The sequence below is a fragment of the Priestia sp. Y58 genome, from assembly GCF_029522095.1.
Taxonomy (GTDB): Bacteria; Bacillota; Bacilli; order Bacillales; family Bacillaceae_H; genus Priestia; species Priestia megaterium_E.
The window spans coordinates 18,752-31,626 of sequence record NZ_JAKWFL010000011.1; the positions used below are offsets into that span (position 1 = coordinate 18,752).

Below are 12,875 nucleotides of genomic sequence, written 5' to 3' on the forward strand. Positions count from 1 at the left end.
AAAGGGAAAATCTTGAGAGATTGCTTGAGAGATTAAAGGAATAGCAGCTTATTAAAATTAGATAAAGGGAGAGATATTCTATGACACAGACAGCAGTAAAAACAGTAAAAAACTATATTGGTGGACAATGGATTGAATCAGCTACATTAAAAACGGAACCTGTGTATAACCCAGCGACAGGTGAACTAATCGCACAGGTACCTCTTTCTACAAAAGAAGACGTAGACCAAGCGGTGCAAGCAGCAAATGAAGCGTTCAAAGGGTGGGCAAAAACAGCCGTGCCTAAACGTGCACGAATTTTGTTCAAGTATCAGCAGCTATTAGTAGATAACTGGGATGAATTAGCAAAGTTAGTGACAGTCGAAAACGGAAAAAGCTTTAACGAAGCGCGAGGTGAAGTGCAGCGTGGAATTGAATGCGTAGAATTTGCGGCAGGTGCTCCTACGTTAATGATGGGTAAACAGCTTCCTGATATTGCAACAGATATTGAGTCTGGCATGTACCGCTATCCAATTGGCGTCATTGGAGGAATTACACCGTTCAATTTTCCAATGATGGTTCCTTGCTGGATGTTCCCGCTTGCGATCGCTTGCGGCAATACATTTGTGTTAAAGCCTTCTGAGCGTACGCCGCTGTTAGCTGCAAGATTAGCTGAGCTGTTTGAAGAAGCTGGTTTGCCAAAAGGTGTATTAAATATTGTAAACGGCGCGCATGATGTGGTAAACGGTCTTCTTGAACATAAATTAGTGAAAGCTATTTCGTTTGTAGGTTCCCAGCCTGTAGCTGAGTACGTGTACAAAAAAGGTACGGAAAACTTAAAGCGTGTTCAAGCTTTAGCCGGTGCTAAAAACCATTCAATTGTATTAAATGATGCAGATTTGAACGTAGCAACAAAACAAATTATCGGAGCCGCTTTTGGATCAGCAGGTGAACGTTGTATGGCAGCATCTGTTGTTACTGTACAAGAAGAAATTGCGGATCAGCTAATTGAAAGATTAGTAGAGGAAGCAAATGATATTGTAATTGGCGACGGCTTAGAAGAAAACGTCTTCTTAGGACCAGTCATTCGTGAAAATCATAAAGAGCGTACGCTCAGCTATATTGAATCAGGCGTGCAAGAAGGAGCAGAGCTTATTCGTGACGGTCGCACAGATGCAGCAGTAAATGGCAAGGGCTACTTTGTAGGACCAACGATTTTTGATCATGTTACGCAAGAAATGAAAATTTGGCAAGATGAAATTTTTGCACCTGTGCTGTCCATTGTACGTGTGAAAACATTAGAAGAAGCTATTGAAGTAGCTAATAACTCTCGATTTGCAAACGGTGCTTGTATTTATACAGATAGCGGCGCAAGCGTACGTGAGTTCCGTGAAAATATTGAATCTGGTATGTTAGGAGTAAATGTAGGGGTACCGGCACCTATGGCATTCTTCCCATTCTCTGGCTGGAAAGATTCTTTTTATGGTGATCTTCATGCAAATGGTACGGACGGCGTGGAGTTTTATACAAGAAAGAAAATGGTAACAACGCGCTGGTAAGTGATTCATTAAAAATCGCATTTCATTTTAAAAGGAGGTATCAGGAATTAAAGATATTCCTTATGCTTCCTTTTTTAAAATCGCAATCTAGTATTAGAAGGGAGAAAGAAGCATGGAAACAGTTAGAATGACGACGGCACAAGCATTAGTGAAGTTTTTAAATCAGCAGTATGTTGAATTTGATGGAAAGCAGCATCAGTTTATTAAAGGGATTTTTACAATTTTCGGGCACGGAAATGTGGTAGGTCTTGGGCAAGCTTTGGAAGAAGACCCAGGAAATCTAGATGTATATCAAGGACGTAATGAACAAGGAATGGCCAATGCAGCGATGGCTTTTGCAAAACAAAAACATCGAAAGCAGATTATGGCTTGCACATCTTCAGTGGGGCCAGGTTCAGCAAATATGGTTACAACGGCAGCCACTGCTTCAGCTAATAATATTCCGGTTTTGCTGCTTCCTGGTGATGTATTTGCAACTAGACAGCCGGATCCCGTCTTGCAGCAAATTGAACAGTCATATGATTTATCTATTTCTACAAACGATGCTTTCCGGCCAGTGAGTAAGTACTGGGATCGCGTAAGCCGCCCTGAACAATTGATGACAGCTATGATTAATGCGATACGTGTGTTAACGAATCCTGCAGATACGGGAGCTGTAACTATTTGTTTGCCTCAAGATGTGCAGGGAGAAGCATGGGATTTTCCAGCTTATTTCTTCCAAAAGCGCGTTCACCGCATTGAGCGCCGCCTTCCGACTAGGAACAGTCTAGCAGATGCAATTCAATTAATGAAAACAAAGAAAAAGCCAATCATCATTTGCGGAGGAGGCGTTCGGTATTCAGAAGCTGCAAAAGAGTTAAAACAATTTGCTAGTGAGTTCCATATTCCATTTGGAGAAACTCAAGCAGGGAAAAGTGCCGTTGAAAGTGACTATCGCTATAATCTAGGCGGAATAGGTGTAACAGGGAACTCAGCTGCTAATACAATCGCTAAAGAAGCAGATTTAGTAATTGGAGTAGGCACTCGATTTACTGATTTTACAACAGCATCTAAACAGCTTTTTCAACATCCCGACGTGCAATTTCTTACCATTAACACGTCTGAATTTCATGCAAATAAACTTGATGCCGTGAAACTTGTAGCTGATGCAAAAGAAGGTTTGTTTGCTCTTAGGAAAGAGCTCATGTCAATTGGCTATCAGTCTGGTTACACGACAGAAATTGCAAGTGCAAAAGACGCATGGGATACAGAGTTAGAGCGTCTGCATAGCATACGTTTTACTGGTGCAGATTTTGTTCCGGAAATACAAGGTCATTTAGATGAAAGCTTAGCTGAATATGCAGAATCACTTGGTACTCAATTAACGCAAACAGAAGTAATTGGAGAGGTGAATAAGCTCCTTGATGACAACTCCGTCATTGTTGGTGCAGCAGGAAGTCTTCCAGGCGACTTACAGAGAATGTGGAAGTCTACTAAACCTAATACCTATCATATGGAATATGGATATTCATGTATGGGATATGAAGTATCAGGCGCACTTGGAGTTAAGCTAGCAGAACCAGCTAAAGAAGTGTATGCGATGGTTGGAGATGGAAGCTATCAAATGCTTCATTCAGAGCTTATTACAAGCCTTCAAGAAAGAAAAAAGATAAACATTTTACTGTTTGATAACTCAGGCTTCGGGTGCATTAATAACCTTCAAATGTCAAACGGTATGGGTAGCTTTGGCACAGAGTTTCGCTATCGAAACGATGAAACAGGAAAACTAAACGGAAACGTGATGAAAATTGATTTTGCAGCCAGCGCCGCAGGCTACGGTGTAAAAACGTATCGGGTAAGCTCTCTTGAAGAATTAAAAACGGCGATAGAAGATGCACAAAAACAAGAGGTTTCTACGCTAATTGATATTAAAGTGCTGCCAAAAACTATGACGAACGGTTATGAATCATGGTGGCATGTAGGAGTAGCAGAGGTATCTAAAAATCAGCATGTACAGGAAGCTTATGAAGATAAGGTGAAAAACCTTGAAATGGCAAGAGTTTATTAAGGGGCAGGAGAAAATGAAGTTGGTGAAGAGAAACATTCGATAAATATAAAAGAGGTTTCAATTTCATATAAGGGAGAGGAAGAGATGTTCAAGGAAAATACGGTCAAACTGGGGATTGCTCCAATTGCTTGGACAAATGATGATATGCCTGAGCTAGGAGCTGAAAATACATTCGAACAGTGTATCAGTGAGATGGCTTTAACCGGTTTTAAAGGAAGTGAGGTAGGAAACAAATATCCGCGAAATGTTTCGATCTTAAGGAAGGCATTATCGCTTCGGAATTTGGAAATTGCAAGCGCATGGTTTAGTACATTTTTAACAACAAAGCCGCTGGAAGAAACGGTGACGCCATTTATTGAACATCGCGATTTTTTATACGAAATGGGAGCAAAAGTAATTGTTGTGTCTGAACAAGGGCACAGCATTCAAGGGCTGATGGATGTTCCTTTATTTAAAGAAAAGCCTGTGTTCACGCCAACAGAGTGGAGCAGACTTATAGAAGGCCTGCACCATCTTGGGAAACTGGCACGAGAAAAAGATATGCATATTGTCTATCATCACCATATGGGCACAGGTGTACAAACAACAGAAGAAATTGAGCAGCTAATGGAGCTTACCAATCCGGAGCTTGTTTCGCTCCTATTTGATACCGGTCATCTTGTCTTTTCAGGCGAAGAACCTCTTTATATCTTAAAAAAATATCTTCACCGTATTAAGCATGTTCATTTAAAAGATATTCGCCAAGAAGTAGTTGATCGAGTCAAACAACAAGACCTGAGCTTCTTGCAAGCGGTAAAAGAAGGAGCCTTTACTGTTCCAGGTGACGGAGCTATTGAATTTGATGAAGTATTTACTACGCTTGCCACTTCGGATTATAACGGATGGTTTGTCGTAGAAGCAGAACAGGATCCAGCCCTTGCTAATCCTTTTGAATATGCGTTAAAAGCAAGAAACTTTATTAAAGAAAAAAGCGGTCTTTAATTTCCATTGTAAAAGATTTTACGCCTTTTATGTGTTTATGAAAGGAAAGGAGGAGAGGAAATGAAGCCAACCATTTATAGTGTGGCTGAAGAAGCAGGTGTATCAATTTCTACCGTATCAAAAGTCATCAATCAAACCGGTCATATTAGTGAAAGAACAAGACAAAAAGTAATTGAGGTTATGGCGCAGTTGAATTACCATCCAAGCGTCGTAGCATCTGCTTTAACAGGAAAACCCACTAAAACGATTGGGCTTCTCGTACCTGACATCTCCAACCCTTTTTTTGCCGATTTGGCAAGAAGCATAGAAGACCGAAGTCATGAGCGAGGTTTCCATGTTGTAATGTGCAATACCGATAACGATGCGGAAAAAGAGAAAAAGTATCTATCGCTGTTAATACGTCAGAGAATCGACGGTTTAATTGTAGCTTCTGCTTTTCGCAATGCTAATCTTTTAAAAAATATGCTTAAGCAAGATATACCGATTAGCGTTATTGCTTCAGAAATTCCTCACATATCCGTTAATACAGTGACAGTGGATGACTACAAAGGGAGCTATTTAGCGACTGATTATTTGCTGTCTTTGCATCATGAAAAAATTGCGATTATTACAGAAAATGCAAAAAGCAATCACGCCCGTTTAGATGCTTTTCGAGACGCTATGCAAGAAAATGGAATCATCGTGCCGCCTCAGCACGTTATTACGACCGAAGCAAGTATTCAAAAAGGATATGAAAGTGCTAAGCAAATTTTTTTAATGAAGGAGAAAGTGACGGCTATTTTTGCTTGTAACGATTTACTGGCTATCGGCGTTATGCAAGCCGCAAAGGAACTCAAAATTGATGTGCCGCAAGACTTATCAGTGATTGGCTTTGATAATACGGTTCTTTCTACTACCATCACGCCCATGTTGACGACAGTAGCACAGCCGACAAAAGAAATGGCTGTAAACGTAGTGGATTTGCTGGTTAGAGAAATGAAATATCCAGCGATGCATAAAGAACATTTGCTTCTTGAGCCAAAATTGATTGTTCGGAAATCAACGGCTCCGTTACGAAGGGAAGCCACAGCATCTGCAAATAATTGAATACAATCAAGAGTATTGCTGTTAATAAAAACTCTTCACAGTCACATATTCAAAAGAATGTATAAAGTCTATGAAGAAAAAATGAGTGATTAGTAAATTCTGATTGCGCTACTACATAAAGGAGGAATTTAAGCATGTTAGGTAAATTAGGTGAGTTAAATAAAGGATACAACGTACTTACAGAAATGACCGGTCAGCACAAAGATATGCTGATGGATATTGGGATTTATAAAATGTCCCAAGGAAAAGAGGAAACTTTACTAGACAGTAGCAGTGAAACGGCTATTCTTTTACTAGAAGGAAAGGTAAAGCTAGAGTGGGAAGGCCATTCGAAAGAAATTCAGCGCCAGTCCCTATTTGAAGAAGAGCCTTGGTGTTTGCACATTTCAAAAAATGTGGAGGTTAAAATTACCGGGCTTGCCGATAGTGAAGTGCTAATTCAAAAAACGGATAATGAAAAAGAGTTTTCATCAAAATTATATACGCCTGAAGATTGTCAAAACACAGTGGCTGGTGAGGGAGTATGGGAAGGTACTGCTCAGCGTGTAATTCGAACAATTTTTGACTACAATAACGCTTCTTACTCTAACCTTGTTATTGGAGAAGTTATTTCTTATCCAGGAAGATGGTCGAGTTATCCGCCTCATCATCATGACCAGCCCGAAGTGTATTACTATCGTTTTGACAAGCCCCAAGGATTTGGCTGCGCAATGGTTGGAGAAGATGCGTACCGTGTAGTTGATAATAGTTTTATTACAATTCCTGGCGAATTGGATCATCCTCAAGCAACGGCTCCCGGCTATGCGATGTACTTCTGCTGGATGATTCGCCATCTCGACAATAATCCGTGGACAGACCGTATTATGGAAGAGGAGCATAAGTGGTTATTAGAGCCAGATGCAAAAATTTGGCCTGAAAAATAAATAAAGATCTTTATACGAAATGGTTTCAAATGTTGAAAAACATCGAATAAAAAATAATTATGCGTAAAATAATAGTTTATTTTTGTAAAAAATGTTTTTATATGTTAAAATATAACTTGTATTAATATTCAGGCGATGATATCGCTCTTTGCTGCAGATTCCTTTTTAGGAGTCTCTTTTTTTTGGAAACTGAAGCAAAAGATAAAGACGATTCGTATATAAATTAAAAGGAAAAGGAGATAAGCGTAAACCGCTTATCTCCTTTTCTTTTTAGCGTTATCTAACGCTAAGTTCTTTTTCACTACTTTTTCTAAAGCAACTTCCACGTGAACATTTTTTTCATCGATGTCATTCACAAGCACGACGGTTCCTTTTCGTCCTTTAATCTTTAAATCATCACCCGTAGAAGGAATGTTTTCCCTCAGCTGGCTTAATAGAAGCTTTCTGTTTTCAAAAAAGTGGACAGCCACCATTTTATCTCACCTAATTTCATATGATATGTGTGATACAAAGATGTGTATATGAAATCCTTCCTATACATTATGTCGTCAGGGGTGGTTTTAGAACACATTGAATAGACAATTGTTGCATAGATATATGAAATAAATAGGATGGCATAGTTATAAATCTCCTATCCTTGGACATACTTATACTACTAATCTAAAAAGGGATGTGGATGAAAATGAAGGTGGCTATCGGATTAAGTGTATTTACGGTCGTTACAGGAGCAGTTGCGTTAGGGTCTGTTTACTTTTTAGCAGGTATCTTTTCGTTTTTCTTAACGGTTTTTTCATAAAAAAATCCACCAAGAGGTGGATTTTTTTATTTAGCAGCGGCTTTTGTTTCATGAGGCGAATTGCCGATAAATCCAAATTTCCCGCCGACAACTTCTTTTACTTCGTGGATGACAATAAAAGAATTCGGGTCAATTTGCTGGATTTTCTTTTTAATTTTTAATAGCTCGTTCTTTTTAATAACAACGTAAATAATACGTTTATCTTTATTGGCGTAGTAGCCATATCCGTAAAAGATTGTGGCTGCATTTCCAAATTCACTGGTGATAACTTGCGCAATGTCTTTGTACTGATCAGACATAATCGTCATAGCTTTTTTGTTGTGGAAACCTTCGATAACGATGTCGACGATTTTGGCACAAAGATAGACGAATATAAAAGTATAGAGTGTGTTGTTGACGCCAATAGCAAAAACCGATGCTAAAATAATGACGCTGTCCATATAGAACATGCTTTTAGAAATATTATAACCTTTTGTATAGTTTAATAAATAAGCTAAAAGCGTTGTTCCACCGGTAGATCCATCTGCGATAAAAATGAGAGCAAGTCCTGTTCCCATTAGTAAAGCCCCGAATACAATTCCTAAAATCATGTCGTGAACGTGAAAAGGAATATAGCTGACTAGACCGAGGAAAACGGACGTCATGACGGCTCCTAGAATCGTATAAAGAATCGTTTTTTTGGTTAGAAATTTATAGGCTAAGGCAATAAATATAAGGTTTACAAGAAATGTGCTGATACTTGTAGGGATATGAAATAAATAATATAAAACAAGAGCAATACCAACTGTACTTCCGTCACCTAATTTATTTGGAATGACGAAAAAATCAATGGATGCAGCAACTAAAAGTGCTCCAACAATAATTAAGATGATGTCTTTATAGATTGTTTTCAATATGCAAACCTCCTTGATTATTAGGATATTTTCATGTGAAATCTTGTTTTTACTAGTGTTTCACAAATGATAAAATAAAAAACGTCTTAGAAATTGTCTAGTTATAAAACTGATCAACTTCTAAGACGAAGAATTACGATACGTGTATGGGTCTTGATCCGGCTTTTCCATGCTTCGATGTCACCGATTATATAAACCTCTGACCGCTATGTCAACGCTATGAGAGATGTTCAACTTTTCAAAAAATAGAAGGCGGTTTCCTACATAAAAAAGAATCCTTTGCGACGATGCAAAGGATTTTCAAATTTATTGGAATAGGGGGAATACGTTATTAGAATTGCCATTTTCATAAATTAATATACCTTTATTTTTTTAAAAAATTATTTGTTAATGACAATTGAAAGTTTGTAATTCACATGCTGATTTAGCTCTGTCAAAAAATCATTTAATTCTTCATTTGAATGAAATTTGCATTCTAGTAAGTAGCAGCCATCGCCGCTGATTTTAAAGTTGTTGATGACGTACTTCTGCTGACTTTCTAAAAATGTAAGGTAGGGGTGGTGATGAATGCTCTGCGTATAGATATTTAAAAATGCATGGACGGTGTAGCCAAGTTTTCGTTCATCAATGTTAATTGTATAGCCTTTGATAATGCCTTCATCTTCTAACTTTAATACTCTAGCAGAAGCGGCTTGTCCGGTTAAATGCACTTTTTCTCCTAATTCTTTCATCTTCATACGTCCATTTTTTGATAGCTCTTCTAGTATGCGCTTATCTGTATTATCTAACATCACTACAAATCCTTTCGTATTTCAAATCAAAAGGGTTAACTACTTTATGTCACCTATGTATACGGATACGTCTTCTATTTTATACTAAAGAAAAGTAAGAAAAAAGGGCAGTCAATGTTCAAGATATAGAAAGCGGCAGTAGTTTGCAAACAGCTAGATTGACGAAAGCTTAAGCTTGCTGTATGATTCTTTGAGTGTTTACGTGGTTCGTAACCATCCCACGTTAAAAAACTAAGGAGAGAATAGTAAGATGAATATAAGAACACTTTGCGTCAACGGTCTTTTAGCTGCTATGTATATTGCTGTCAGCATGTTAATTCAGCCGTTTGGCTTCACCAATATCCAATTTCGTATATCGGAAATGTTCAATCATTTGATTGTATTTAATAAAAAGTACGTGTACGGCATTGTACTAGGGGTATTTCTGACGAATTTGTTTTTTTCACCAATGGTCGCTTATGATCTGGTGTTTGGGGTAGGACAATCTGTACTATCATTACTCATTACCATTTTTTCTATGCGCTACATTAAAAATATGTGGGCTCGTATGCTTATTAATACACTTGTGTTTACGTTTACGATGTTTATTATTGCGTTTGAACTGCACCTAGCATTTGAGTTACCATTTTTCTTTACATGGCTAACAACGGCTGTTGGTGAGTTTGTTGTTATGCTTGTTGGAGCACCAATTATGGCAGCAATTAATAAACGTGTACAATTTAATAAGCTAGTTGGATAAAAAAGATGGGGGTGTGATAAATCTCACAGCCCCATCTTTTTTTCTTTGTTATTCTATAAGTGTAGTGATAAACCCCTTATTATTGAAGAGCTTTTCACGCATGGACAAATTACCCATATCTAGCATGTGAAAAGAGCAGGTCGCGTTTGCGTTCTGCTCTTTTTGCGTAAGGAAATAGCGAGTATTCGATTAGATTATTTTGAAAGAAGAAGTGACAAATCTCACAGCGCGTTCTTTTTTCTTTTGTTACGATATACATATAGTTGGCAAACTCCTTATCGAAAAGTTTTTCGCACAACAACACATTACCTATGCGTAGCAATTAAAAAAGCAGACCGAAAAGGTTTGCTTTTTTAATTGTGTATTTTTACCATTAAATTACTAATTTGAGTTATAATTGTAAGGTAATTTTTGTTACTAGAGAGGGGATTATTTTTTGAGCAGAAAGTTAGGAGTTCTTATTTTATTAGCGTTAGCCATCGTGTTTTCCGGATGTTCAAAAGAAGAAGGCAACGTTCCTTTAAAAGAGCTAGAAAAGATCCATATTAACGTCATCAAAGAACAAAAGATGAAGCAAGGGATTTCATATGAAATGGAATTAGTAAACAAGAGCGATTTGACCATCAAACAAAACAATGTCTTTTTATCCTATCCTTTAAAAATGAAAAACGGTTATTCTGAAAATAAATTTAAGGTATTAGCAGAAGGTAATAAATTAAATATTAAGCCAAAACAAAAAGTGCAGTTAACTGTATTTCTTCCTTATAAAGGAATTAATAAAGAAGCGTTAGCTATTGATGAGCCTGACGTAAAGTGCATAGGATATTGGAATAAGCTTGATGACTACCATCAATTTTCTTTTGGAGGATCCTTGAAGCAAGAGTAATAGAAAGTTTTTTGTTAAATAGTGGAACTTGAAAGGTGTGAAATCGTATATAAACCAAGGGGGAGATTTCATTGAAGAGATATGGACTATTTATCATTAGCTTCATTGTGTTGCTAGGTAGCTTTCAACTGCTATCAGGCATGATTCTTACGCTTTTGCATGTTCCAGAAAGCGCGGATATGTGGAGTTCAATTGAAGGTTTATCAAGTAAAGTAATGTTTGGCAGTCATTCACCTAGCTTTGCTTTTGTAATTCCCGTTTTAGCAGCTACAGCCGCTTTTTTTATTTCTAAAAAACGGGTTAGGAAAAGTGCATAAGGGATTGACAAAGGCGGTGAATGAACAGTGAGTGTAGACACGGATAGATTAATTAGCTTCTTTATTTTATGGGGAACACCCGCTGTTTTTAGTATAATAGAGTACTTTAAACTGAGTAAAATTGAAAAAAAAGAAGCGATACGAGACTTAATATCTTTAAAATCTATTGCAACAACAGGATTTATATTGATTGGAGGAGTGATGGCGAGTTTAGGTAGAGTATTATCTCTGCTGCCTCTGCACATTATAGGTACTTTTATTTTAGCTATTGGTGGTATCGTGGGCGCTATTGAAGCATGGAAAACAGAAAAAAAGAGAGGTGTTATTATCCTTGTTTTCATAGTATCTATGATTGCTTTTACATTTGTGATATAAATTCTGCATGTAACAAGAGCTGCTCAAATTATGAGCAGCTTTTATCAGTTTCTTATTTATTGCGTTTCGAGCTGCTGATCTTTTTTCTTTAACGTAAGAGCGAGAAGGAACGAAACGACGGCGAAAGCGATGGCTACATAATAGACGGTATGAACTCCGCTTGTCATACTTTTTATTTGTAACAGCGTTTTATTCGTTTCATTTGATTGTTGAATAAAGCGTTGAGAAGCCATGGTCATAATACTTGTATACAAAGCGGGTCCAATTGCGCCTGAAACTTGGTTAATCGTATTTGAAATGGCTGAACCGTGAGCGTGAAGAGGTTTAGGTACTTGATTTAAAGCAAGCGTCATCACGGGTCCTATGCTTAAACCTACGCCAATTGTAAAGGCAGCGTATAAAATAGCTGCGGTCATCGTAGTTGTTTCACTGGAAATGGTAGTGAACAAACTTAAAATAAATGTTAAAAGGATTAAGCCTGTTAAAAGCAGCGGTTTAAATCCAATTTTATCAAACAAATGTCCTCCGACCATAGCTGTTAGAGCCAGCGTTACTCCTCCTGGAAGCATAAGAAAACCTGTTTGCAAAGGAGACAGTCCGGCAGCCGTTTGGAAATAAAGCGGCAAAATTAACATCATTGAAAACTGAATCATCATAATAAGAAACATTAAGAAAATTGATCTTGAAAACACAGACGATCTAAAAGGCTTCATATTAATCATGGGAGAATTAAGCTTTGTTTGCTGTCTGACAAATAAAGCAAGAGCTACGACGCCAATGATGAGCGTGAGCCATACAATAGGATTACTCCATCCTGTCTCTTCACCAGCTGCGCTAAATCCATAAACAACTCCTCCAAATCCAATTGTAGAAAGAATCACAGATGGGATATGAATTGTTGGTCTAGATGTTTCAGAAACGTTCCCGAGTTTAAAGAGAGCAAATAGGAAAATAAGCGCCGCCGCAATCAAAAGACCTAGAAATATAATTCGCCACGAATAATATTGAATAATTAATCCTGAAAGAACCGGTCCTATCGCGGGTGCGAATAAAATAGCTACGCTAAAAATCCCCATTACGGTGCCGCGTTTGCTAACAGGTACGAGTGTTAACATTGTGCTCATTACAAGTGGTAAAACAATGCCTGTTCCTAATGCTTGAATCATACGTCCCACAAAAAGCAGAGAAAACCATGGAGTAATAAAGCCGATGAAGGACCCAATTAAGTAAAAGCTCATAGCCGTCACAAACAGCTGTCTTAACGTAAATCGTTGAATTAAAAAAGCAGACACCGGGACGGATATGCCAATCACAAGCATATACCCTGTAGTTAACCATTGAGCTGAGCTCGTTTTAACGTAAAAATCTGAAATGATACTTGGCAAGGCTACGTTCATTACCGTTTCACTAATTAAGCATAAGAAATTTCCTAGAATCAAAATGAAAAGGATAAGCTTACTTCGTGTACTCATTTTTTCTTTTGTTTGTGTCATAATCGACCTC

13 protein-coding genes and 1 riboswitch are annotated in these 12,875 nt (G+C 37.8%); of the genes, 9 read left to right on the forward strand and 4 right to left on the reverse strand.

What is annotated here, in order from left to right; genetic code table 11:
- The first annotated feature begins 80 nt into the window (after positions 1-80).
- The 5 genes from MMB68_RS23890 (at position 81) to MMB68_RS23910 (ending at position 6,575) form a co-directional block, all read left to right on the forward strand.
- Positions 81-1,538 (forward strand): CoA-acylating methylmalonate-semialdehyde dehydrogenase, encoded by a 1,458-nt coding sequence (locus MMB68_RS23890; protein WP_221785196.1) that lies wholly within the window; start codon positions 81-83, stop codon positions 1,536-1,538.
- Between the two features lie 112 nt (positions 1,539-1,650).
- Entirely contained in the window at positions 1,651-3,585 is a 1,935-nt protein-coding gene (gene iolD / locus MMB68_RS23895) for a 3D-(3,5/4)-trihydroxycyclohexane-1,2-dione acylhydrolase (decyclizing) (protein ID WP_221785195.1), read from the forward strand.
- A gap of 84 nt (positions 3,586-3,669) precedes the next feature.
- Entirely contained in the window at positions 3,670-4,566 is an 897-nt protein-coding gene (iolE, locus tag MMB68_RS23900) for a myo-inosose-2 dehydratase (RefSeq protein WP_221785194.1), read from the forward strand.
- A 60-nt stretch (positions 4,567-4,626) separates the two neighbouring features.
- A complete protein-coding gene (locus tag MMB68_RS23905; protein WP_277549439.1) occupies positions 4,627-5,652 on the forward strand; it encodes a LacI family DNA-binding transcriptional regulator in 1,026 nt (341 codons plus the stop codon).
- 134 nt (positions 5,653-5,786) lie between these two features.
- Positions 5,787-6,575 (forward strand): 5-deoxy-glucuronate isomerase, encoded by a 789-nt coding sequence (locus MMB68_RS23910; protein WP_277549440.1) that lies wholly within the window; start codon positions 5,787-5,789, stop codon positions 6,573-6,575.
- A 254-nt stretch (positions 6,576-6,829) separates the two neighbouring features.
- Here the strand turns inward: MMB68_RS23910 and MMB68_RS23915 are convergent, their stop codons facing one another.
- The 3 genes from MMB68_RS23915 to MMB68_RS23925 form a co-directional block, all read right to left on the reverse strand.
- On the reverse strand, positions 6,830-7,048 hold the full coding sequence (locus MMB68_RS23915) for a hypothetical protein (RefSeq protein WP_013055227.1): 219 nt from the start codon (positions 7,046-7,048) through the stop codon (positions 6,830-6,832).
- A 349-nt stretch (positions 7,049-7,397) separates the two neighbouring features.
- Positions 7,398-8,264 carry a YitT family protein gene (locus tag MMB68_RS23920; protein WP_074682900.1) on the reverse strand — a complete coding sequence of 289 codons (867 nt, stop codon included), beginning with the start codon at positions 8,262-8,264 and terminating at the stop codon, positions 7,398-7,400.
- 380 nt (positions 8,265-8,644) lie between these two features.
- The gene (locus tag MMB68_RS23925; protein ID WP_221785191.1) at positions 8,645-9,055 is read right to left on the reverse strand and encodes an Lrp/AsnC family transcriptional regulator; all 411 of its coding nucleotides are present in this window, start codon (positions 9,053-9,055) and stop codon (positions 8,645-8,647) included.
- Positions 9,056-9,251: 196 nt separating this feature from the next.
- Positions 9,252-9,296, forward strand: a riboswitch (PreQ1 riboswitch).
- A gap of 9 nt (positions 9,297-9,305) precedes the next feature.
- On the opposite strand from MMB68_RS23925, the gene MMB68_RS23930 reads away from it, so the two are divergent.
- From MMB68_RS23930 to MMB68_RS23945, 4 genes are all read left to right on the forward strand, one after another.
- Complete coding sequence (locus tag MMB68_RS23930; RefSeq protein ID WP_221785190.1) at positions 9,306-9,794, forward strand: QueT transporter family protein; 489 nt, start codon at positions 9,306-9,308, stop codon at positions 9,792-9,794.
- A 436-nt stretch (positions 9,795-10,230) separates the two neighbouring features.
- Entirely contained in the window at positions 10,231-10,680 is a 450-nt protein-coding gene (locus MMB68_RS23935) for a hypothetical protein (RefSeq protein ID WP_264408851.1), read from the forward strand.
- Positions 10,681-10,751: 71 nt separating this feature from the next.
- Positions 10,752-10,997: a hypothetical protein gene (locus MMB68_RS23940; protein ID WP_221785188.1), complete on the forward strand. Its 246-nt coding sequence runs from the start codon at positions 10,752-10,754 to the stop codon at positions 10,995-10,997.
- A 27-nt stretch (positions 10,998-11,024) separates the two neighbouring features.
- On the forward strand, positions 11,025-11,372 hold the full coding sequence (locus MMB68_RS23945) for a hypothetical protein (RefSeq protein ID WP_277549441.1): 348 nt from the start codon (positions 11,025-11,027) through the stop codon (positions 11,370-11,372).
- Between the two features lie 56 nt (positions 11,373-11,428).
- On the opposite strand, the gene MMB68_RS23950 is transcribed toward MMB68_RS23945, so the two are convergent.
- Entirely contained in the window at positions 11,429-12,865 is a 1,437-nt protein-coding gene (locus MMB68_RS23950) for a DHA2 family efflux MFS transporter permease subunit (protein WP_277549442.1), read from the reverse strand.
- Positions 12,866-12,875: the final 10 nt, after the last annotated feature.